Annotated in this window: 25 protein-coding genes; 22 read left to right on the top strand and 3 right to left on the bottom strand. The window is 38.3% G+C overall.

The genetic code is table 11. The features are described 5' to 3' along the window. The first annotated feature begins 161 nt into the window (after positions 1-161). Complete coding sequence (locus AB5026_RS14295) at positions 162-638, top strand: hypothetical protein (RefSeq protein WP_110102640.1); 477 nt, start codon at positions 162-164, stop codon at positions 636-638. Positions 639-725: 87 nt separating this feature from the next. On the opposite strand, the gene AB5026_RS14290 is transcribed toward AB5026_RS14295, so the two are convergent. Further along, positions 726-977, bottom strand: a complete 252-nt coding sequence (locus AB5026_RS14290; protein WP_368213598.1) for a hypothetical protein — start codon at positions 975-977, stop codon at positions 726-728. 220 nt (positions 978-1,197) lie between these two features. Here AB5026_RS14290 and AB5026_RS14285 point away from each other — a divergent pair, with 220 nt between their 5' ends. The 8 genes from AB5026_RS14285 (at position 1,198) to AB5026_RS14250 (ending at position 9,877) form a co-directional block, all read left to right on the top strand. Beyond that, positions 1,198-1,941 (top strand): hypothetical protein, encoded by a 744-nt coding sequence (locus AB5026_RS14285; protein WP_368213597.1) that lies wholly within the window; start codon positions 1,198-1,200, stop codon positions 1,939-1,941. A gap of 416 nt (positions 1,942-2,357) precedes the next feature. After that, positions 2,358-3,773 carry an RNA-guided endonuclease InsQ/TnpB family protein gene (locus tag AB5026_RS14280; protein WP_368213596.1) on the top strand — a complete coding sequence of 472 codons (1,416 nt, stop codon included), beginning with the start codon at positions 2,358-2,360 and terminating at the stop codon, positions 3,771-3,773. 788 nt (positions 3,774-4,561) lie between these two features. Further along, positions 4,562-4,894 (top strand): hypothetical protein, encoded by a 333-nt coding sequence (locus AB5026_RS14275; RefSeq protein ID WP_368213595.1) that lies wholly within the window; start codon positions 4,562-4,564, stop codon positions 4,892-4,894. A 35-nt stretch (positions 4,895-4,929) separates the two neighbouring features. After that, entirely contained in the window at positions 4,930-6,078 is a 1,149-nt protein-coding gene (locus tag AB5026_RS14270; protein ID WP_368213594.1) for a hypothetical protein, read from the top strand. 141 nt (positions 6,079-6,219) lie between these two features. Beyond that, positions 6,220-6,942, top strand: coding sequence for a hypothetical protein (locus AB5026_RS14265; RefSeq protein WP_368213593.1), 723 nt, complete (start codon positions 6,220-6,222; stop codon positions 6,940-6,942). Between the two features lie 111 nt (positions 6,943-7,053). Beyond that, entirely contained in the window at positions 7,054-7,902 is an 849-nt protein-coding gene (locus AB5026_RS14260) for a hypothetical protein (RefSeq protein WP_368213592.1), read from the top strand. A gap of 121 nt (positions 7,903-8,023) precedes the next feature. Next, positions 8,024-8,878 (top strand): hypothetical protein, encoded by an 855-nt coding sequence (locus tag AB5026_RS14255; RefSeq protein ID WP_368213591.1) that lies wholly within the window; start codon positions 8,024-8,026, stop codon positions 8,876-8,878. 117 nt (positions 8,879-8,995) lie between these two features. Beyond that, positions 8,996-9,877, top strand: a complete 882-nt coding sequence (locus AB5026_RS14250) for a hypothetical protein (RefSeq protein WP_368213590.1) — start codon at positions 8,996-8,998, stop codon at positions 9,875-9,877. An 83-nt stretch (positions 9,878-9,960) separates the two neighbouring features. Here the strand turns inward: AB5026_RS14250 and AB5026_RS14245 are convergent, their stop codons facing one another. Continuing rightward, positions 9,961-11,613 (bottom strand): leucine-rich repeat domain-containing protein, encoded by a 1,653-nt coding sequence (locus tag AB5026_RS14245; protein ID WP_368213588.1) that lies wholly within the window; start codon positions 11,611-11,613, stop codon positions 9,961-9,963. 437 nt (positions 11,614-12,050) lie between these two features. Between AB5026_RS14245 and AB5026_RS14240 the strand changes: the two genes are divergently transcribed. The 13 genes from AB5026_RS14240 to AB5026_RS14180 all read left to right on the top strand — a co-directional run bounded on the left by AB5026_RS14240 (position 12,051) and on the right by AB5026_RS14180 (position 22,454). Then, a complete protein-coding gene (locus AB5026_RS14240; RefSeq protein WP_173734657.1) occupies positions 12,051-12,569 on the top strand; it encodes a hypothetical protein in 519 nt (172 codons plus the stop codon). Between the two features lie 58 nt (positions 12,570-12,627). Further along, positions 12,628-13,503 (top strand): viperin family antiviral radical SAM protein, encoded by an 876-nt coding sequence (locus AB5026_RS14235; RefSeq protein ID WP_368213587.1) that lies wholly within the window; start codon positions 12,628-12,630, stop codon positions 13,501-13,503. 80 nt (positions 13,504-13,583) lie between these two features. Beyond that, complete coding sequence (locus AB5026_RS14230) at positions 13,584-14,108, top strand: hypothetical protein (protein ID WP_173734659.1); 525 nt, start codon at positions 13,584-13,586, stop codon at positions 14,106-14,108. Between the two features lie 193 nt (positions 14,109-14,301). Continuing rightward, positions 14,302-14,898 carry a hypothetical protein gene (locus AB5026_RS14225; protein ID WP_173734660.1) on the top strand — a complete coding sequence of 199 codons (597 nt, stop codon included), beginning with the start codon at positions 14,302-14,304 and terminating at the stop codon, positions 14,896-14,898. A gap of 118 nt (positions 14,899-15,016) precedes the next feature. Then, the gene (locus tag AB5026_RS14220) at positions 15,017-15,373 is read left to right on the top strand and encodes a hypothetical protein (protein WP_173734661.1); all 357 of its coding nucleotides are present in this window, start codon (positions 15,017-15,019) and stop codon (positions 15,371-15,373) included. Between the two features lie 12 nt (positions 15,374-15,385). Next, on the top strand, positions 15,386-15,643 hold the full coding sequence (locus AB5026_RS14215; protein WP_173734662.1) for a hypothetical protein: 258 nt from the start codon (positions 15,386-15,388) through the stop codon (positions 15,641-15,643). A gap of 15 nt (positions 15,644-15,658) precedes the next feature. Continuing rightward, on the top strand, positions 15,659-15,856 hold the full coding sequence (locus AB5026_RS14210; RefSeq protein WP_173734663.1) for a hypothetical protein: 198 nt from the start codon (positions 15,659-15,661) through the stop codon (positions 15,854-15,856). Continuing rightward, a complete protein-coding gene (locus AB5026_RS14205) occupies positions 15,849-16,529 on the top strand; it encodes a hypothetical protein (protein WP_173734664.1) in 681 nt (226 codons plus the stop codon). The genes AB5026_RS14210 and AB5026_RS14205 overlap by 8 nt, the downstream gene beginning before the upstream one ends. A gap of 131 nt (positions 16,530-16,660) precedes the next feature. After that, a complete protein-coding gene (locus AB5026_RS14200) occupies positions 16,661-17,293 on the top strand; it encodes a hypothetical protein (RefSeq protein ID WP_368213585.1) in 633 nt (210 codons plus the stop codon). A 90-nt stretch (positions 17,294-17,383) separates the two neighbouring features. Beyond that, the gene (locus AB5026_RS14195; protein ID WP_195657198.1) at positions 17,384-20,254 is read left to right on the top strand and encodes an ATP-dependent helicase; all 2,871 of its coding nucleotides are present in this window, start codon (positions 17,384-17,386) and stop codon (positions 20,252-20,254) included. A 193-nt stretch (positions 20,255-20,447) separates the two neighbouring features. Beyond that, on the top strand, positions 20,448-20,705 hold the full coding sequence (locus tag AB5026_RS14190; protein WP_173734334.1) for a hypothetical protein: 258 nt from the start codon (positions 20,448-20,450) through the stop codon (positions 20,703-20,705). A gap of 88 nt (positions 20,706-20,793) precedes the next feature. Next, positions 20,794-21,072 (top strand): hypothetical protein, encoded by a 279-nt coding sequence (locus AB5026_RS14185; RefSeq protein ID WP_368213584.1) that lies wholly within the window; start codon positions 20,794-20,796, stop codon positions 21,070-21,072. Positions 21,073-21,203: 131 nt separating this feature from the next. Then, on the top strand, positions 21,204-22,454 hold the full coding sequence (locus AB5026_RS14180) for a serpin family protein (RefSeq protein WP_368213583.1): 1,251 nt from the start codon (positions 21,204-21,206) through the stop codon (positions 22,452-22,454). A gap of 280 nt (positions 22,455-22,734) precedes the next feature. Here AB5026_RS14180 and AB5026_RS14175 read toward each other — a convergent pair. Beyond that, on the bottom strand, positions 22,735-23,206 hold a 472-nt coding region (locus AB5026_RS14175; RefSeq protein ID WP_368213582.1), incomplete at its 5' end, for a hypothetical protein.

The raw sequence follows: 23,206 nt of genomic DNA, 5'->3' as shown, positions 1-23,206 counted from the left end.
ATTAAACTATTTAAATACGCTGGCGGTTATTCCAAATCAGTATTTAATTAATAGAAAAGGAGGAAGCAGGAGGAATGTAAAACCGCGCATTCCTCCCCACCCGACTGCGAAACAAGGAATATTGTTTCTACGTCGGATGGGGTACCCTGCGCGAAAAAAAGATGGAAAACGATAAAAAAATCAGAAAAAGAATTTTTATGAAAGCACTTTCTACCGTAAAGGCTGTTAATGAAGTTGACTCTGTATTAGATAAAATCGGAATCAATTTGGATTTTGATGACACAGAAAAGCCAGTAGGACGGGCGATGGGCAACTTATTAACTACCCCAAAAGAAGTTGCTTGTGACGCATTGGGCTTAACGCTGAAAACAGAAAAAGGATATTGCACAGGTGCATATAAGGGGCAGCTGCTCCCAATTGAGGTAGAAGTTTATTATCCGGATTCTGATGATGAGAATACTGCGATTCCGTTTTCAATTACATTTGAAGGCATGTGGGATTTATTGGACCTGGCGGCTAAGGATACAGCATGTGCAGCCAAAGTATGGGATTGCTTTGTAAATAGGGATACAGAAGCAAAAAAGTGGATTAAGAATGTATGCGATATTACAGGATGGGGAGAAGTAGACGAAAGATAAAAGGAGCAGCCGGCTTAAGCCGGCTGCTCTAAAGAAAAGAATAAGAAATGCCAGAAATATTATCCCGGGCATTTCTTAATTTTTTTTCTACTGCATAAGGCCTTTCAGATATTCGACAGTGACACCCTTTTCTTTCATCAGTTCTGCAAGTTCTTTAATTGCTTTAGCCTGTTTTTCTTCGGCTTCTTTTGCTTGTGCAAGTTCAAGCTGTTTTCTTAACGCTCTTCTAGTTGCTTTCATCTCTTTGATAGATGAGGCTGCGGCCTGAATGTTTTCCTCAAGTTTTGTTAAGTCTTTTTCGATTTCTTCTGTAGGACGAATTACTTTAACTTTTGGCATTACTAAAACCTCCTTTTTGCTAAAAAGTATATAACATTTTTGCTGTTTTGTATATATTTTAAGCAAAATTTTTGCAAACATTCCGGTAAGTAGAATATATGTTCTGAAAAATGCGGTTGTTTGCTATCTGGCTGATTTTGTTTTTGCGTTTTTTGCCGAAAAAAATCCGGCATATTGCAAATGAAGAAAAAACATTCAAAACAAGAAAGGAAGTAAAATAATGAGTGATAAAAGAATCGTAAGCATTCAGTTAACAAAGACAAAATCGGTTGTAGCAGTAGAGATTGGAAAAAATGAGTATGTTGATGCGGACGGCGTAACATACAAAAACATTGATACTGATTTCATTTCTGATGCAGATGATGTCTCTGAAGAAGAAAAACATGCCTTCGGGTATATGGCGTCATTGCATGATGGCATTGCAGAGCTGGAAGAGCAGAAGTGTGCAATTGATGCGAAAATCGCAGCCTCCAAAAAGGAAATCAAAAAAGCAGAATCCGTCATCAGAAACATGCAGGGCAGAATGTCCATTGCCGATTTCGCGGAAGAGGTTGGCGATAGATTTCCGAAAGGATTATTCGATGAGATGGTAGATAAAGAATTCTGGTGCTGCACGACGCTTCCTGGTGAAGGAGTGGATGAAAATACCATGTATATCTTAAATATCCGGGATGTAAGTCTCAAAAAAGACGGCCTGGAGTCTCTGCCGTTCATGTATGAAGAATACGGAGACTGGGAGATGTATGAAAACGCTGCAGAATACCTGAAATACCAGCGTATAGTTTCAGCATATGCAAAAACCCTGCCAATTAAGGCGGAGTATATCGCCAAGTTATATTACGACAAGGAAGAGGGTCTGCAGTGTGTTTCAGCATATAAAATCAAGCTGGAAAAGAAACTGACAAAAGAATATGTAAAAGAAATTGTTGCAAAGTTAACTGATGGATTTGTGTACGAGAACTGATTGCTACCGGCTGTAGGAATACAGCCGGATTTTTTGTTGTAAAAAAATAAAAGAGAGGAATTTTCCTCTCTTTGAATTTACAGCACTACATTTTTGGTCGTAGAACACCTGAATTTACAGCCCCGCATTTACTGGTAGCGGAACACCTGATTTTAAAGCCCCACATTTGTTTGGTAGTGGAACACCTGATTTTAAAGCCCCACATTTGTTTGGTAGTGGAACACCTGATTTTAAAGCCCCACATTTGTTTGGTAGTGGAACACCTGATTTTAACACATTTTAGAGAAGAATTCTCCCGCCTCTAAGGCGGTGAGATGAATTCTCTTTTTTTACTAAAAGCCTCGCAAAAATTTTACAATCTAGTAAAAATTTGGCATATTATACATGTAAGAAAAATACATACATGAGGTGAACGTATGGCAAAACGAAAATCTAAACATGATGATTTTATCATGACGTGTGAGAAGAATAAGAAGTTATATACACTTGCTGCTACATCTACGCCATCCTGTAGCCTGTATGATGTGATAGACAGGAATTTTGTTATTTCAGAAAAATCTACATCACATAAAAAGTCGTCATCCAGACGTATTGCGAAACCTGACACTGTATTTATTGCATACCGTTTTCGTGGCTATCCAACAGAAGAACAGGAGTCTTTATTAAAGCAGAATATTGGAGCGGCACGTTTTATGTGGAACCGGATGCTTTCTGATTACAACCTGATGTGGAAAGAATTGGGTTTTACTATTCCGATGACACCTGCAGATTACAAAAATGTTTCCGGGATGGAATGGCTGAGAGATATGGACTCTTCCAATCTGGCAAATGTACAGCTCCATCTGGAAAAAGCACGAAATGATTATTTTTCCGGAGATAAGGGGAAGCCACGATTCAAGAAAAAGAATATCTGCACAGACAGTTATACGACAAATTATACTAACCATAATATCAGAATAGAAGGTAATGGAATACGCCTGCCTAAGATTGCGAGACCGATACATCTTTCCATGCACAGACCAGTTACGCCTGGCGGCACATTAAAAAACGTGACCATCACACATGAACCGGATGGAAAATGGTATTTTTCCATCGCGTTTGAATATCCGACAGAAGAAATTGAACCATCCACCGGATTACAGGATTTTTTTGAAACAGGAAACAGGGACGCCGTTTCTGGAATCGGGCTTGATATGTCTGTACCGTTCCTGTATATAGATTCCACTGGCAAGAGGCCGTCCTATGAACTAAATGGACGGGAAGTTCGCTTTCTGAAGCAATACCGCAAATTAGAAAAACGTATCGCAAGGGAGCAGCGTAAACGTTCCAAGATGGTTAAAGACTCTAACAATTACAACAAGCAGTGCCGGAAGATTGCACGTCTGCATGCGAAAGCCAAGCATCGCAGGGACGATTTTCTTCACCAGATTGCTGTAAGGCTTGTTAGAGGGTATGACCTGATTGCGATTGAAGACCTGGACATGGCAGCAATGAAGAAAGGCCTGAATCTTGGAAAATCTGTTTCCGATATCGGATGGGGAAAGTTTACGCAGATTCTTGAAGAATTGTGCAATAAACTTGGAAAACTTCTTATCCGTGTTGATAGATGGTATCCATCTTCTAAGACCTGCAGCCATTGCGGATACATAAACAAGGATTTGAAACTTGAAGACAGGGTGTATGTATGCCCTGAATGCGGGCATGTTATAAGCCGCGACAAAAATGCAGCTGCCAATATCCTGGAAGAAGGTTTCCGGATTCTTGAAGAAAATATGTCTAGACCAGCAGTGGAAGGATATAAAAAGCCTTCCCTGCTTACTATGATTGTGTAGATACGCAATCTATCGGTTACCCGACAATATTACCGGTGGAACGCCGGAGTAGCCTGTCGAGCTACGGGGTCACGCTTACAGACGTGCATAATATGTCACCCGGTTTAGGCAGGAAGCCCCCGCTTCAGCGTAAGCAAGCGGTGGGTAAGTTCACAGATAAGTTCGAAGTATGAACCTTTCTTTGTTGGCTTATATTATCATAATTACGCGTAAAACCGCGGCCAACCTAAATATGCATCGCTTAAATTTACATATTTAGTTGTCCGTCGGATGTAAGCGTAAAGAATTAAAAAATATTTTTTTCTTTTTTTCATCAAAAACTATATTTTTTCGGCATACTATATATGTAACAAGATAAGAACAATCTTGTACCTGGCATTTGCCAGAATAAAACTTAAAAACATATGCCGTTGTATATAAAAGACCTTGTATGTGTAAAATGTTTAAGGCCGTGTACCCGATAGAAAAGGCGGGGAGGTGTCAGCAACAGCAAAAATTGTTGCATAGTATATTTTTTAAAGGTAATCCCCGTAACAAGGGATAGAGGGATAGTGTTAGTCCTGCGAGGCGCTTTCCGGCCTCGCGAAAAAGCCGCGGTCATTGGAGTGAAACGGAATCTGGTAACGACTCCGGCAAAGCCGGGGAGTTATCAACCTCTGGCTGCCCGTCGGTCAATCACATGCCAAATCATACGAAAAATCAACTGTTGTTTTTTTTGTTAACCATTTTTTTTGCCGGCAAAAATCCTGCATATTGTAGTAAACCAGAATAAAGAAGGGAGATACAAAATGCAAAAATATATCAAGCTGGAAGGTTTTGTTAAATCTAACAACGAGGCAGTAGAAGCAGTCGTTCAGCATCTTGTAGAAAAATACAAAATAGAAAAAGAAATGATAAAAAAATACGTGGATGGTGTCACCGTTAACCCAGAGGAAAAATACTATTATCTTGATAAAATATATGCGATGACAAAAACGACCAAACGAAAGCAGCGGCTCGTATACGTGCACGTTGCCGAATATTGCATTGAAAAACTTGCAGGGCAAGCAGTAAGCCCAAAAGAGACGACTAAGTCGTCTCTTTTTTTGCATGATACAAAATCCAGCAAATTAAAAATGTAAAAATAAAGCACCAAAAAAGAAAGGAAAAGAAAACTATGACAAGAGAAGAGTATTTTGAAATCAAAGACGATTGCGTAAAAAATGGAAGAGTTAAGGTAATCACAGCGGAGGATACTAAAGAATCTTTAAGAAAATTCTTTGATGAGTACAATGAAAAATATCTTTTGCTGACAAGAATGACTGGAGATGAATGGCTGCTGGATTTTACATTTGATACATATCAGAAAACTGGAAAGGTTGCAATTCTTAATCCTAAAGATGGCGAATTCTTAACCTCTTTTGGATATGAAAACGGCAGTAAATACAATGGCCCATGTTGGTGGTGTACTGATTATGCGGTATCTGCATTCTTGCGTAGAAAGAAATACACGGAAATAACAAATGGAAAGGTTTCTGTTTATCTGGATGAATTCAACATCCAGTGTTGGAAAGATACAGCAAAAAAGGCATCTGAATATTACGGAAATAATGTTATGCCGGAATCAAAGCTGACTGGAGTTCAGTACAAACAGAAAGTAGACCAAATGATTGATGTAGCATATGGTATTATGAATGGTACAGTTGCTTCAGATATATTCAATCAGATTCCATTAAAAAAAGACGGGACATTTCAGGCAGACAAAACAATTCCTGTATTTTCTAATGGTATTGGCTATGCGAATGTTTACATTAATGCAAACAGCAGTTCATATATTGATGCTTGCGGTATTCAATTATGCATTTTTGCAGAACGGTCAGAATTTGGGCATGAACCGGTTGATTATGACCAGATGGAACTCTGCTCCAAGACTAGAGCAAAGCTTGTAATCAGAGAGCGAAATGGCATTGTCAAAAAGTATCTTCTGAATGCTGACATGTCAGTGAATGACGTTGTTTCAAGAGCGAAGAATCTTAAAGATGCCGATATTACACCAGGCAGCGTATACGCCGAAAAATCAGGAACGGAATATCTGTATCTTGGATGGTGCGATTATAATTTTAAGCAGGATGAAAAATGCCAGCATGTATATCTCAGGTATACAAAAAAAATCCAAGCGCTCATCGACAAGGCAAAGAAGGCTGGAATCGCAACAGTCAATGACTTTAATGTGAAGGTACTTCTTCCAGACATTGACGATTTTACGTTTTCAAGCAGAGACAACGCGAGAAAATTCGTAAAAAAAGTTAAAAAAATATTTGATTAAGTTATGTGGTGCAGCCGGGAAGGAATTTTCCGGCTGCTTTTTTGCAATTATATTTCGACCAGATTTTTTTACCGGCAAAAATCCGGCATATTGTAGATGCAAATACAAAACAAGAAAAAAACAAGAAAGGAAGAAAAAATAATGGCAAAAATAATCAAATTAAATGTGTATGAAAAAAATGTATATGCGGTTCAGGTGGAAGACAATCTGTATATTGACGAGCTTGGCGTAAAGCATTTGTCACCGTCTCCGGAAAACTGCAAAAACACCAGAAATGTACCTCCGGCTCTCCGGACTGCATTAGAACACCTTGCAAAAAACCACACAGCAAGAAAAAAGGTAGAAGACAAGCGTACTAAATTCCTTAAAGAAATCAGGCAGCAGCTGAATGAACTTGAGAAAGATGAATGCGCGATAATGAAGGAACTGCGTGATGCAAAAGGTGTAATCAGTAAAAATGAGTTTGTTGAAGCTTTCTATGAAGCACTGCCTGACAGGGTGAAAGATGCAATGAAACGGTATGGATATTCTGCTGGAAGCACTCCGTATAATCTTGGATACGATGACAACCATATCTATATCATCAGAAATGTGATTGTGTATAAATACAACAAGAACATTCCGTATGCTTATGAAGAGTATGACGGCAATTGGATGATGTGTGATGAGGCTGAAGAGATGGAAGCATATAAAAAAGACATCAAAAAGAACGAAAAACTGCTCCCGGTATCTATACCTATTAATAGTTACATGTGGACAGGAGACAAGTTCTCAACCTGGTATTCCGGGGTGTATGAGATTGCTATTGAAGACGACATGACAAAAGAATACGCAGAAGAACTTGCAAAGAAATTTGCAAGATAATGCCTGATTTGCCGGCTGCAGAGATGCGGCCGGTTTTTTCATGTACGGAAAAATACAGCATATTTCATTTGTAAATATAAATTTTGTATACAAAGAAAGGTGGATTAGACTATGCAGTTTGTAATTTTGAAAGACGAGTATGAGTTGGACCAATATGGAGTTGAAATCAAACATAAGATTGCTACTGAATGCAACGAATATTTACAGACAGGAGAATGCAGCCTGACAAGCAGGCCTGCCGATAGTCCTGATGTGGTTCACGTTGATGAGAATGAGGTTCCAGATGATGTGAAGACTGTGCTGAAAACAGCTTATGAAGCAAGAGAAAAATATCTTTCTCCTGTATCCAGAACGACAAAGGAAGGAGCAGCAAGACTGAGGGCTGATTATGATAATGCGATGAAAGCACTTGATGAGTTTTCGCATAAGGACGAAATTTCACTCTTAGATTTTGTGAAGGAATTTTTTAAACATGTTCCTGATGAAATCAAAAAAGAGATAATTGACAACGAATATAAGGTGATGACGAATTTTTCTGATGTGGATTTTTCCTGTTATGAAGAGTTTGCGAAGATTTCGTCCAAAGAATTAAAAATCTCTCGAAAGAAAATAGCTGCAGATGATGAGGATGCGGTCAAAACTTGTGATTTGGAATTCAATGGAAAAATCACTTATACGACAGACATTAAGGCAATGAAGCTGAGAATCAAATTGTTGGAAGAAAATTCAAAACCTTTACCTGTTCCGTGGAAAGGAGAGAACTATATCAAAAAAGAAATCAAAGCAGGGAAGCATGTAATGGTTGTATATGATGAATATATCATTCCATTCCACGGCATAATGACAAAAGCATATGCAGAAATGCTGGCAAAGTTGTTTCTGAACACTGATGGAAGTATGAAACGATGGCAGGTATGCAATATCAAGAAAAAACTGCACAAGAAAACTTACAGCATCTAGTAATGGGTGCTGTTTTTTTGCCGTAAAAAGAGATACAGTCAGTTTTTTTTGTGCACGGAAAAATCCAGCATATTTCAATTGTAAATATAAATTTTGTATACAAAGAAAGGTGGATTAGAATATGCAGTTTGTAATTTTGAAAGATGATTATTGTATGGATAAGTACGGAATCGAACTTAATTCAAAAAAACCAAGTGGCTTCAAAGATTACTTTTTAACGGGAGAGTATAACAGGCGCTCACTGAGTCCTTCTCATAATATAACTCATATTGATGAAACCGAAGTTCCAGAAGATGCTAGAAACGCACTTAAAACAGTATATAGTGCGTGGAAAAAGTACTCTTCCGCGGACGCTGGACAATCAAAAGAGTTATTGTCAAAACTTGAAAAAGAATATGAAGATGCATTGAAAATGCTTAGGGAATTTTCTTGTAAAGACGAAATCTCACTTTCAGAGTTCGTACAGGAATTTTTAAAGCAGCTTCCGGATGAAGTTAGAAATGAAATACAAGAAAATGGATATAAAGTTACCACTGATTTTTCTGATGCAGACTTTTCATGCTTTGATGAATATGACGAAATTTCGTGTAAAAATCTGAAAATTGCACGAAGTAAGGTAGCCACAGATGATAAAGACGCAGTTGAAACGTGCGATATTGAATATAGCAAGAAAATTACATATAAAGAAGATATTGCAGCACTGAAACTAAGAATCCAATTATTTGAAACTTTTTCTAAGCCTTTATCTGTTTCATGGAAAGGAGAAAGCTATATTAAAAAAAGTACCAAAGCAGGAAAACCGGTAATGACTGTATATAATGAGTATGTTATTCCGTTTTCTGAAATACTGACAAAAGCGTATGCGAAAATGCTGGCTACATTGTTTCTTACCACTGATGGAAGTATGAAACGATGGGCAGTAAATGTGAGTAGCGAAAAAAGAAAACTGCATAAGAAAACTTACAGCATCCAGTAATGGATGCTGTTTTTTTTGTTGCGATAAAAAATGAAGCCGGTTTTTTCGTGTGTGGAAGAATCCGGCATATTGCAGTTGTAAATATAAATTTTGTATACGAAGAAAGGGGAATTAAATATGCAATTTGTAATTTTAAAAGATGATTACGAAGTAGACGAATACGGGATTGAAATTAAACGTGAAAACCCTCCGGAATTTAAAGATTTAAAGCCGGCCATGAAAGTTATCAACGAATATGTGACAACGGGAGAATTCGGTGTGGAAGGCAGACAAGCCGGAGATAAGAATGTGGTTTATATTGATGAATCTGAGGTTCCGGAAGATATCAGAAATGCGTTAAAAACAGCCTATATTGCACAGAAGAAATTTCTTTCTTTGCGTCCTACAGCACAAAAAAAAGATGTCGCCAAGTTAGAGACTGAAAGAGATGAGGCATTCAAACCACTTAGAGAAATTTCTCATAGAGAAGAACTCACTCTTACCGAATTCGTTCAGGAGTTTCTGAATTGTATTCCTGATGAAATCAAGAAAGAAATGCAGGAAAATGGCTACAAAGTCACAACAAATTTTTCCGAATCCGATTATTCTTGCTATGAAGAATATGCCAGAATTAATGCTAAGGAATTAAGAATTTCAAGAAAAAAAGTTGCGACTGAAGATGAGGAGACAGTGAACGGCTGCGATTTGGGGTACAGCAAAAAAATAACATATGCATCAGATGCTGCGGCTCTGAATTTAAGAACGAAGCTGCTGAAAGAAAATTCCAAACCCTTATCCGTTCCATGGACAGGAGAGCATTACATCCGAAAGAGTTCTAAAGCCGGGAAACCAGTAATGACTGTTTTCGATGAGTACTCCATTTCATTTTACGGCATATTAAAAAAGGAATATGCACAGCTTCTTGCAAGACTCTTCCTGAATACGAGTGGAGCAATGCAAAAAGTGCAATTGTCATATGCTAAGAAAAAACTGCACAAGAAAACTTACAGCATCCAGTGATGGATGCTGTTTTTTTTGCTGCAATGCACACAAAAAAAATGCCGCCTGAAAATTTCAGGCGACCATAGTTTACAGCGTCAAATTTAACTTTTACCAATCTTATCCAAAATGAGTTTTTTGACATCAAGCAAATCAACGTAACCAATTTCGTCTATTGCCTTTGGTATCTGTTCTAATGTTCTAGTAGGTAAGACGTCATACTGTATTAGTTTTGCAAGGTTTTCGGCTTCGTTTTTATCGATGAATTCTTTCGCCAAAGCTTTTCCTACTCTTTTTAAGTATTTCTTTATTTCTTCATTAGGTAAGACCCCATATTCATGAAATGCAAGAATACGTTTGAGATTAGGATTCTTGCCAAATGTTTTATAAAGCGGTTCTGCGAACCCTGTTTTCTGAGAATTCAGCAAAGAATTTATCTCGTCTTTGATTTCCTTGGTAATTGAATCTCTGTTTGGAAGATAAATCGTGCGAGATGGTGTGATTATTTTTGTTGCGGCTGTTCTTTCAACGATATTATCCGGAATATCGTCTGAAGCAAAAACAATTATCTGTGCATTAATATAGCCATATTTGTCAAATCCTCCAAAAGAAGCTGGAATAAATAGTTTTTTTATGCTGGCTCCTATAAATGCCTTTTCGTGTATTGTTTTTGTTCCTTCATTTATTTTGACTGTTTCTAATGCTCCGCAATTATAGAATACATAATCATTAAGTTCGCTTAACGCGCCAGGAGTTTCTATAATGGTAAGTTTTGTGCAGTTTCTGAATGCGTCATCCCCTATTTTCTTGACTGAGTCAGGAATTTTTACAGAGGTAATTTGACAATCAATAAATGCACCATTTCCAATCTCTTCTACTCCATCTTCTATAGTTACATCATCAATTTTGTGGCAAAAGCAGGAGACTACTTTACGCATATCCTTCGTATATACAATATCATTTATAGTTGTATATTCTGGATTAGTTGAACTAATTTTGGCATTATATCGCTTCAAGTATTTTACATTTGCTTCAGACATATGGTCTGTGCCCATAAATACTAAGTTGTTTGGTACAGAATAAAACATGTCTCGCCTGAAAAAAGCCTTGTTGCATTTTATAATCATAGTTGCATCCATATTATAATCAAGAAACGTAGCCATTGCTGTTGCGAAATTTGGGATTATATATTTTTCTGCGTTTTTATTAAAATCGCATGCGATGGTTCCGGCCATTTTTACTCCGTCAACAAAAGGCTTTTTCATGCATGCCAGGCCAGATTTTTCAAATGCCTTAACTGAAACATTTACTATGTCTTCTGTATGGATAACCTGATTTGATTTGCAACCAATTAAGGCATCTTCATCGATATCTGTTATACCTCTTAAATCCAGTAGCTCATCTTCTTCCAAGCAGAAGGTATTAAGCAAAAGATTTTCTGCGTCATTTAATTTTCTTATCAGCATTGTTCCGGAAGGGTACTTCAGATTCGTAGATACGATTTCCCTTACGTTTGGGAACAATGTGTTTGAAAATTTAATATATAGTTCATTGCTTTCACCGAACCTTAAACGTTTAACACTTGGAAATGATTTTTTATTGCAATCAAAATTTAAACGTATGCCATATAAATCACCAAAATCTACCTCTTCCGTATTTGGTTCTACTTTGATATCCATGCAAACACCGTCGCTTACTAAAAATGATACGCCATTTCTTTTTACCCATTCACCTATTAAACTGTAATTTTTTTTCATTTTCGTCATTCCTTTCTTTGTTGTGTGTTAGTTATTTCAATTTTAATATGCATAAAATATGCTAAGAAAAAACTGCACAAGAAAACTTACAGCATCCAGTAGTGGATGCTGTTTTTCCGTGCAGAAATCCGCAAAAAAAATACGGAAAAAATAAAAATTCGGTATATTGGATGAAGAAGTGGTAGGTAGAAAAGTGGGGAAGAAAAAGCAAAAAATAAAGAACAAAAAAAATAGAAAGAAAATAGAAAAAGAAAGCGAAATGTTGGAAGCCGTAAGATTGAGGTCGACGCCGAAGGCGCCTTGATGGAAGGTTGTCGCAAGCGAAAGACTGAGATTTACTCTGTAAAGAAAGATGGGAGGCGGTGGAAGATTGCCGACTGGTTTAAGCCGATTTTGCCGGCTGCTGTAAATAACAAAAAAAGAAAGGATAAAAAATAATGGCAAAAATACTTCTCAGTATATATCCGGAATATACAAAGGCAATCTTTTCCGGAATGAAAACAGAAGAGTTTCGCAGAAAGGTTGTAAACGAGCTGCTGGAAGGCGGAAGCCATACTTTATATTTCTACGAGACAAAGAAGAACGGGGGAGCCGGAAAGGTTGTGGGTCAGGCAGATGTAAAAGAAGTGTTTGTGACACTGTATGCCGAATATCTGCCCTCAGGTTTACCGCAGCTTGACGGCCTTTCAGTTGAAAAAATGCAGCAGATGTATATCACCTGGTGCAGGCAGAAAGAAAAGCCATCTGTCGGGTGGTGGTATAATGACAGCGATTTTACGGCTTACCGTAAGCTTATCGGATGGACTGGAGACCCGAAGCATTATTACAACTACGTGCTGAAGCTTGAAAATGTTCAGAAATACGATACTCCGCTTGATGTTTCCTGTTTTACATATGAAGATGGCAAAACGATTACCCGCCCGCCGCAGAATATGTGCAAGTGTCTGCCTGCCTGATTTCGCCGCGGCAAAAATCCGAAGCGATAAACATATACAAAGAAAAGAGGTAAAAATAATGGAAACAAAATACAAAATCAACATTCATGTTTTGGAGGCCTGCAACTTCCGTTGCCGGCAGTGTTTTTCTAAATTTGGAACGAAAAAACTGCTACCGGTGGAAGGCTGGAAGAAAATCATAGACAATTGCATTGCCGGGGCAAATGTGACTGAATTTAACATCGCCGGTGGCGAGCCGATGCTGTATCCGGGGCTGGTGGAACTGACGAAATATATACGAGACAAAGGCGTGAAAGTTTCGCTCATCACGAATGGCTCTCTGATGAATGAAGAATGGATTAAGAATTACGCCTGGATGTATGAGACAATCGGATTTTCTGTAGACAGTATTAACGATGAAACAAACAGAAAGATTGGAAGATGTAACAAAAATGGGAAGCCGATAGCTGCCGGTAAGATTGTGGAGCTCTGCGAGCTAATTCGGAAGTATGCGCCGGGATGCCGGATTAAGATTAACACTGTCGTTTCAGCGTTGAACAAAGACGAAGTGATGTCTGATTTTATTGACGAAATCGCCGCTGACCGGTGGAAAATACTGAGGATGAAGCCGTTTCAGTATAACAGCTTCTCAAACCTGGATATTCAGGTTTCGAATGAAGAATTCGAGGAGTTTGTAGAGAGAAATAGAGACAGAAAAGGAAAAGAAGATGGAGTGACAGCAGAGGCAGGAATGGAAACAACAAGACGGGAGATTGTCGTAGAGCCGGATATGAAGGCCTCATATGTGTTAATTGATTCCAATGGATATTTGCTGGATAATGCGGTGGATGAGATGACGCCGGTTGTAGTATGTGATTGTTTGATGGAGGACTTCGCAGAGGGGCTGCGGAGACTGACACTGGATAAGGAAAAGTATGAGGCGAGATATAACTGAACAGCAATTTTTCTACATGGCATTTTTTCTACATATTACTTTTGTAAATAAAAATTTCAAATAAAGAAGGGAAAAATACTATGAAAAACAACAAAAACCTCAATCCACTCAATGACCCGGAAGTTGCAGAAATGCTTACAATGTCTCCAGACGACCAGCTGTGGAGCTTTTTGGATGATTGCGTTCCATATGACGGAAAAGATGCCGTTCTTGTAATGATGGGCGATTTTGATGTTGACAACAAAAATGAAGACGGCAATATTACTATTAACGGCGTGCCGTACTGTGCAATGATAACAGACATGATTTTCGAAAAAAGCGAAGAAGAACTGTTATCAATGCCTTTGACAAAACAGTACGAAAAATACTTCGCAATCCAGAAAGAGTGCTACAGACCGTATTTTACCGAATGCTGCATTCTTGATGATTACAATGACCTGACGGAAGAACAGCATGATTTCCTGGATGAACTCGAGACAGGAAGTATTTTGGCCGTGTCATTAAAGAATCCAGAAAATGCTGTTTCCGTAAGAGTTTCAATTTCTTTCGTAGGATGCGGACGCGATATCTGTAAAGAAGGATGGCTAATTTTGTTGTATGTATAAAATACAACAGAGACCGAAAGGAGAAAAAAATATGAGTAAATTAAACACAGAAGAATTATTGGGAAAGAATGTGGTTATTTCTGAAGGAGTGCATCCCAACTGAAAGAACAAATGCAATTTTTGTAATGCTGAGTGACATCAGCCCAGATTTTGTTAACAATAATGGAGATATTGTTGTTCCGGGAACCCCGGCATGCGAGACGCTGGAGATGCTGAAAAGAGAATATGCCTGATATTTGCACCACGTTTTTTGCGTGGTGTTTTTTTTGCGGCGAAAAATCCTGCATATTGGATATGTAAAAACAAAAAGAAAGGAACAAAAAAAATGACAGATATGGACAAAATGACAATGAGAGACTACGCAAAGAGGTGCGGGGTAACTTACGAATGCGTAAGAAGGACAGTAAATAAAGAGTTAAAAAATAACCCTGTGTTTGAAAAATATGTACATAAACTGGGCAGAACTACATACCTTGATAGTCGCGCAGTAGAGTATCTTGATACGCGTGGCAGAGGGAACAAGGCTAATTACTCACAAAAAGTAAGTGAAGTAGAAGACTTAAAGAGTCAAGTCGAGGAATTAAAAAAGAAGGCCAATGAATTGGAAGCAAAATATAATTCCGAGAGAGAGAAGTGTGAACTTCTGCAAAACGAGCTGCATACTCAAGCCATGGGATTTATTGACAAACTTTATGATATTGCTATAAAAAATCGTGGAGTAGATGTTAAATGTTTGAATAAAACAGACAAGACCAGTGACGACAATAATTTGGTTGAGGTCGCGTTGTAATTTTTTTCATACTGCAAATTTTAACCCGAGGTAAACGCTTCGGGTTTTTATTTTGCACAAGAATCACACATATTAAATATGTAAAACTAAAAAATACACACGAAGAAAGGAGCAAAAAATGCAGACAATATTAAACTTGAAAAAGGAGTTTATCGATTCCGGATGGTGGGATATCGATGAAAGAATCAGCTCTGACAGCTGGGGAAATGGAAAAATCGGGTACACAATCTGGATTCGGCGTCCTGACTGGCACGGAAAAGATGCCTTTTCACTGACAGGTAGAAGTGTTAAATTGCACGCAATGTGTGACGATGCCTTCGACGAAGTTAAGGTGATTGCGACTCTTGAAAGGCTGAAGAAACTGGCTGATACCGCATGGAAAGAATTTCCGGAAAGCATTCCTGTGCAAAATGCATTCGGCGAGCTTGTGGAAGAAGTGATGATTAAGCCGTTTGCGGAAGGAAAAGATGTGTAAGGAGGGGCAAGTATGGCCTGGAAAGCTGAATGTAATCGCCGAAAATGGTACTGCATCCTTGGATGGGATGCGGTTTCCTGGTTCTCGGAATACAACTACAACGAATGGCGTCGGTCATTAACCCCGGCACAGATTCGGAAACTGGAAGAATACGAAAAGAAACAAAAAGAGAAAAGCGAAAAAGACTTGGAAAATGCTTTTGCTGCAATTCTAACAATGTATACAGCCACAGCTGGAAGCATATGGGAACGAAGACCAGATATCTGGTAAAGAAAGGAGCAAGATATGAGTACTTTTGAAACAATTTATGTAATCGGTCACACAATCGGAAGCTTCTTGTTGCTGATGATTCCGTTTTTTGTTGTTAAAGACTATATTATGCCATTTGTCAAAAGAGTATACCAGTATATTATAGATGACTACGAAGAGTTTAAACAATGGCAGGCTACAAAACGTCAGAAAGGAGAAGATAAAAATGAGTAAAAAAGATATCTTATCAACTCCAAAACACGGATGGTGCAGTTTCCATCTTGCAGACGAAGAGAAGGAGTTCAATGCAGCGTTAAGTTATCTTACAGATGTGATGTATGATACCTTAAAGATGTGCCTGACTTATCTCCAGACCGGCGCCGCTGCCGTAATGTATGACAGAGAAGGCGAAGGAACATTTCTTTTTGTAATTTCAGACTACGATGTCTATATTCTGGATGAAAACCTGTCTGGCGGCATGGTACATTTTGAAAACCTGCGGGCAGACGACATTTGCGAAAACACCCTTGGCTGCTATTATGCTGATACTATCGGCTGGCTAAACTTTGCAAACATGAATGAGCAGAGCGAAAAAGAATACGAAAAATACGAGAAAGGAGAGGCTGCTGAAGTTCATGGGATGGTTAAGGAAATCAGAAAACTTCTGAACGAGAGGACCGGGAGGAAGAGCAGGTGGACTGAAATCCGGTGCGATTTCTTTGATGAGGAAGAAAAGTACTGGCTCGTGGATGCCTGGAAGACAGGAGATGACAACGAAGAAGGCGAGGTAATCGCAAAGATTTCTGAAACCGGAGAGGTTGTTTATCTTGACATGGAAGCCGAAGATGACGAATATGCGAAAGAAGTAATTGATGAAAAACTGAAAGAAGTCAAAACAGACTGTTAATTCTCTGAGAGAAAGCGCAAAAGCGTTTTCTCTCTTTTTTCTTTTTAGATAGATTCGGCATGCTATATCTGAAAGATATAAAAGAACAAGAAAGGAGAAATGGGGATAGACTAACATTCCTGCAAAAGAAAATGAAAAAATTAAAAAGAAAAAATTACCAAGACAACGACTTTATCAAGTGGCTAAAGCAAAAGTACAACGACAAAGATTCTGGATTGTTTACGCATCTATATTGCCAAATATTGCTGAAGATTTATTTGTGTGGCGTAAATACCTTGGTTCTTATCTATTGTGCAAGATTAGTGAGAAGGAAGCGAGCGCTGATTAAACAAATTAAAAAATCGCCTCAAAAATATACAGAAATACTATTAAAGGCGGATACGCAGCTACCGGATGAAGAAATGGAGCGATTTTTGCATGAAGCAGAAGAATCACGAAAAAACGCAGAATTGGAGAAAAAAGAAATAAAAAACAAAAAAAGTACATGTATAATTGTTCGTGATGCTATATTTGAAATTTGCAATAAGATATTTTTGTTCACAGGTATATATCTTCTTGCTTGCAAAATCTTCAACCGTGATTTAACTAACATTGAAATTATCCTAGCTAAATGCTCATATGCTGAGTTCGCGTTTTTGGTCTTGTTGTACCCCATGTGTATTGAAAAAAAATCAAAAGAAAAGGGTACATATACTACAAACCTGACCGTTGGGACGATAGCTCTGTTTTTGGAGCTTGGATTAATATTGTTTTCTTTGCACTGAAAAAGGGGATTTCTCCCCTTTTTCTTTTTTCTTAAAAATCCAGCATATTATCCACGTAATAAATTGTAAAACAAGAAAGGAGATTCAAAAATGGAAGTAAAAACAAAAAAGGCATTTGAATCTGGAAAGTTATATGGAGTTTACAGATGCGGAAAACGCGAAAAGTTGCTGCGTAAAATACCACAGATAGAGAAGCTGGATATGCCTGATGCTACAGGAATTATTATCTCTGGTATCATGAACTTTGGGAATGATTCGGATACTATCAGGGCAATGGCGAAAGACGCTATTGGCTGTGATGCAGAGGACATTAAAATTCCGTATGATGAATCTAAGTTTGCACGCCAGCGTTTTATCAACGAAATCATTATCGGTAAACTCACTGGCTCCATAAGATTCAGCGTGCAGTCATTAATCGATACTTTCTATGATTTCCTGGATATGCCAACGGATGCCACAAAGCAAATGCAGGCAAAAGATGACATCAGGGACATCAACAGATATATCAATTGTGAACAGCGGAAGCCAATTTTGATTGGTCAGCCGGTTGTAACAATTGATGATACTGATTTTATCTGTCAGACAGACTGTATGTTCGCTGGATATCAGACGGTAAAAGTGAATAAGCATAGAGAAGGCCGAAGGTGGGTTTACGACGAAATGTGTGTATATGCTATTGAAGCCGTAAGAATATTTTCAGGAAAGCCAAATGTAAAAGAATCATCAAAAATACTTGATACTGGTACAAACACTCGTCTTGAGTTTTATATTATGTTGAAAGCTATGCAGGAATGGGCGAGCAAAAATAAACCAGGCGAAAATGTGTTACTTCGGGCAAGTTATTATTTTCTTCAAAAAGAAAGGGAAAATGATAATAATTATAAGGATGATTTCTTCGGAAAAGGCGGAAATGTTGTAACGCTGCAAGCTTTCTCAAATGATATGTCTGAAATAGATAAATCCTTCATCCCACAGATTAAAGAGTTTGTTGCCGGGCAATCTGTTTCAGCAGAAAAATGCCAGAACTGCAAATCTCGTGTCTTGTGTGAATATCATGATGCGGCTGTTCCATTGACAGAGGAAGAGAGACCGAAACCGACAAGTCTACCCATCCTTAGCAAGGACCAGACAAAGGCGGCAACTACGTTAAGTGGAAACATTCGAGTGATTGCTACGGCAGGAAGTGGTAAAACAACTGCAATGGCATATCGAATTATGAATCTGATTAAATCAGGTGTTGAACCTTCAAAAATCGGATGCTTTACATTTACAAACGCTGGCGCTGGAGAGATGAAAGACAGGATTAAAGGATTTTGTGATATCGCAGGCCTTGATGTTGATATTGAGCAGATGGTGATTTCCACAATCCATTCATTTGGGGATTCTTTGTTGAAGGATTACTATTATCTGCTTGGATACACAAAACCGCCTGTGCTTATCAACGAAATCCAAAAGACGAAGATTGTCGAGAAGATTTTGTCTGAAAATGACCCTATTGATGAATTGATTGACAGGTACAAGAATTTCTATCTGGACATGTTCAAAGCAAAAGGAATCCTTGAGTTGATGAAGGGATATTTTTCCGCTATTCAGGAAGGCATGTCTCAGGATGATTTAAAAGAATCATCGGGATTACAGCCAAAAACGGTAGACGCTATCTATAGTATGTATATGCAGTATGACAAGTATAAAAAAGAAGCGTGCCTGATTGAACACAGCGACCAGGAACTCGGAGTCTTGAAATTGTTGCGTGTACATCCAGAACTTTTTGATGAAGTCGGAATTGAGCATATCTCTGTTGATGAATATCAGGACACATCAAACGTTCAGTTTGAAATCATCAATGCGATGAGGAAAGCGAGCTGCGTAAAGTCATTATTTATTGTTGGCGATGATGACCAGAGCATTTATGGATTTCGTGATGCGAATGTAGAACTGATTAAGAACTTCTTTGATATGATTGGCGAAACGCACGGAACTGATGTGCGACTCATGGAAAACAGACGCTCCACAGGGAATATTGTTGATTTTGCTGCAACGCTTATTTCATTTAATGAAGATAGGATTGACAAAAAACCGAAATCAACAAATGAACTGGGAATCCCGGTAAACGTCGAAGCGTTTGACATGAAAGAAACGGAGCAGGAATACATTATTGAGTCAGTAGAAGAGCTGATAAAGAATGGTAGAAAAGAAAATGAAATCGCAATCCTTGCTCCGACTAACATGGAATTACTCACTTATGCTGACATGCTGCAGAAAAAAGGGATTAAGACAGTAAGTATTAATCCAGAGCCAATCCTTGAAAATCCTCGTGTTCTTGGAGCAATTGGACTTGTACGGTTTATGCTTTACGGGAGTGAATTCGGTGGCACTGCGTATATCAATGCAAAAACTAATGGTGCAGCCATCTCAAAAACAAATGAAGAAATCAGGGATGATATCTTAGCTTTACAGGAAGTGGCTTCTGGAATAAAAAATGTAACAAGTTTATTCGAAAAATTCAAGGAACTTGATACAGATGAAAATGACGAAATATATCAGAGTTTTCTGGACGATATCAATACAGCAATGGGGGAGGCTGTGAAAATGGAAAATCTTCCAGCGGTATGTGAATACGTCATTGACTTCGAACGATTCGGACAGAAACAGACGGCCAGAAAAGAAAAAGCCTATGACGGAGTTGTTCTGTCAACAATGCACTCTTCAAAAGGAAAAGAGTGGCCAGTCGTTTTCTGTTCCGTAACAAAACTGCAAAACAGAGATATGGCATGTGACGCCATCCCTGAAAAAAACAGACTTCTTTTTGTAGCCTGCACAAGAGCAAAAAAAGAGCTCTATATTTCAGGCGTAAAAAATGTGTCTGGATGGGGAACGCAAGGCGACGAAAACTTATTTTTAGCAGAGTGTCTTGAGGTAAAGAAAACGTTTGATGACTCGCGGCTGAAAAATGCTGTATAAAAGATTTTCCATTTAAATTTAAATTAAATTTGTGCTAAACCTCGGATTTTCCGAGGTTTTTTTGTGTTAAAATACATAAAACAGAAAAATTTGTCGTAAAATAGCATTAGATGCGAAAGGCTATTGTTGAATGACAACGTAGCGATTTGGTATAATAATAAGAAAAATGATTGGAAAAATATGGTAAAAGCGTATGGATAAAGATTTGTATAATTTTACAACTGAATTGATAGATGCGTTGAATAATACAGAAGACCTGTATGGATTTCTATTTACCGTACAGACAATCAATGCAGCAGGGACAAGTATTGAAACGCTTGAAGTGAGAAGTGAAGATGGCAGTATATGTCAGGCATTTCATCTGCAGTTCTTGCGTCAAATAAAGGAGAAATACAAAATGACGATAAGAGATGTCGTTTATTATATAGTTGATGAGATGGGCCTGAGATAATATTTTCAGATAAAGCTGTTTTATATTGTTTTCCATTTTTCATGTTAAGTTTGTTGCAAAACAAATTTGTGAAATGGAGGATAAAAGAATGGATAAAACAGACGATTTTCAACTTGGTCAGATGTATAAAATGGAACCGGAAGAACCAGAGGTAAAAGAAGATATTGACCATTGGCTTGATGAAGAGGACATCGGAAATAATTTTATGCTTCGCCAGCAGTATATGAACCAAAACCGCCAGGATGAATTAGACCACGGATTTGGTGGGAAAGATGACGATGGGTTCAGGGGGCTCGATAGTTCCGATGGATTCGATGGACCATATACATCAGGTTTTGATTTTGATGATTTTGATATGGAAAGGTAAGAAAACAGCCTGTAAGGAGAACCCACCTGACAGGCTGTTATATTTTGGACTTATCTAGTTTGCAAAATTATTTTGCATATTACATATACGAGAATAGCATATGATATATTTACAAAAAAAAGGAGGCATTTATGACCAAACAGAAACTAACAGCAATGGCTATGGCCGCATTGACAGCATTAACGCCTGCCGCAACTACGAATGCGGCTATCGCTCCGTCAGATACAGATGTCATCGTATCTGAAAATGACGACACTTCAAAAGAAGCGACCGACGAGGTAGCAATTGATAAAATCATTGCTATAGAGAATTCCGTGAAGTTGACAGATAAAATCGCAGCAGAAAATAGAAACAAAAATATTATGCTTAGCCCAACAAGCTTAAATTTTGCTCTTGGTATGATTGCAGAAGGCGCAAAAGGGGAGACAAAAGAAGCTTTAAAAGAATATCTTGGAACAGATGATTTTGCTGCTTATGCGAAGCAATATATGGAAAATATCAAGAAATATAATTCGGATGAAGAAAATTACGGATATAAATCAAAATTAAAAATCGCTGATGCGGTATGGGCGGATGACGGCCTTAAGCTGCAGGATGCTTTCAAAAAGAGCGTGAGTAGCAATTTCTCGGCAAAAGTAGAAAACCTAGATTTTTCTAATACAGATAAGACATGCAAGAGAATCAACAAATGGTGTGATAAAAATACAGAAGGATTGATTCCAAAAATCATAACACCAGATACTATCAGTAAAGATACGGAGTTGTGCCTGACAAATTCTCTATATTTTGAATCAGGGTGGAGTGGAGACCCATGGACATTATCCAATAAAAAAGAGAAATTTGGAGATAAAGAAAAAACAAAATATATGACCTGCGCGGGCGACCGATATTATGAAAATGATAAAGCGACCGCATTCGGACGGAACTACGCAAATGGTTTAAGCTTTATCGGCATTTTGCCAAATGAAGAGGGTGATTTTACACTTGAAGGCTTGGACATTGAGAGTCTGCTGAAATCTGAACCAGAATACGACGAAGTGGATTGTAAGATGCCAAAACTTAATTTCGAAACTTCGGCAACTTTAAATGATATGCTTTCAGACCTTGGTCTGGAAAATATCTTTTCAAATGATGCTGATTTTTCCGGTATCGCAGATAAAAACACAAAAGTCAGTGCAGTACTTCAGAAAACAAAACTGGAGCTGGATGAAAATGGTACAAAAGCAGCAGCTGTTACGGCGGCAGTTATGGAGTGTATGTCGGCAATGGCTCCGGACCCAGTGGTAAAAAGCGTGGAATTAACAAGGCCATTTGCATTTTTGATTTTTGACGAAATGAATAACGAAATATTGTTCATGGGAAAAGTGGTGACAGTTAAATAAGAAAGTTAATAAGGACCGGATAATCCATATTCGGTCTTTTTTTTGTGTAAATTAACTTCGCACGCGGGTTTGAATCCCCGTTCGTGCGCTACACTCAGCCTTGCGGCTTTGCTTCTCAGCCTCTGCGAGACTTGGTCATGACTCCGGCAAATCCGGGGAGTTATCAAGGAATTTAAAAAAAGCAAATCCTGAAGGTTTATTTACATCCGCCATTATTCGAAAAAAAAGCCCTGGAAGAGCGCCAGTAACGGTCACTCTTTCGGGGCTTTTAATCATAAGACTAAAGTCTAAATGTTTTTTTATTTCCTCCTGCGTTGTTAATCGCATTAAGAAGATAAGCAGTAGCAGAAGTCATCTCGGCATGCTTGACTTGCGGCAGAATCTTATTCATTGCTGACATTGTCATTAAGTTAAGTTTCAGGAACTCAACGAGTCTGTCCTCATCTTTCTGAGCAATATATCTCTTGGTGATACTTGTTGCAGCACGGCGGAGGTAAGTGCGAATTTCAGGATTCTGGTTGTATCCGTAAACCTTAACGGCTATGTTCTGCTTAGCCTCAAGATGCCGGGAACATTCACCCGGTCTGTTGATAAAGTTTTTGTCTTCTACAACCTCTGCAAGGGTCTTGTAGCCAAGGCTACGCTGAAGGTCGTCTTTCTTGTTAACTTCAAGATACATTGGGAAGAACAGTTTATTGCTCCCATCGGTCACTTCAACGATATCAAACAAATCATTAGGACGTGCTCCATCG

Source organism: Blautia sp. RTP21359st1_E11_RTP21359_211015 (assembly GCF_040910705.1).
Taxonomy (GTDB): domain Bacteria; phylum Bacillota; class Clostridia; order Lachnospirales; family Lachnospiraceae; genus Blautia_A; species Blautia_A fusiformis.
This window is presented reverse-complemented; position numbering and strand designations above follow the sequence as displayed.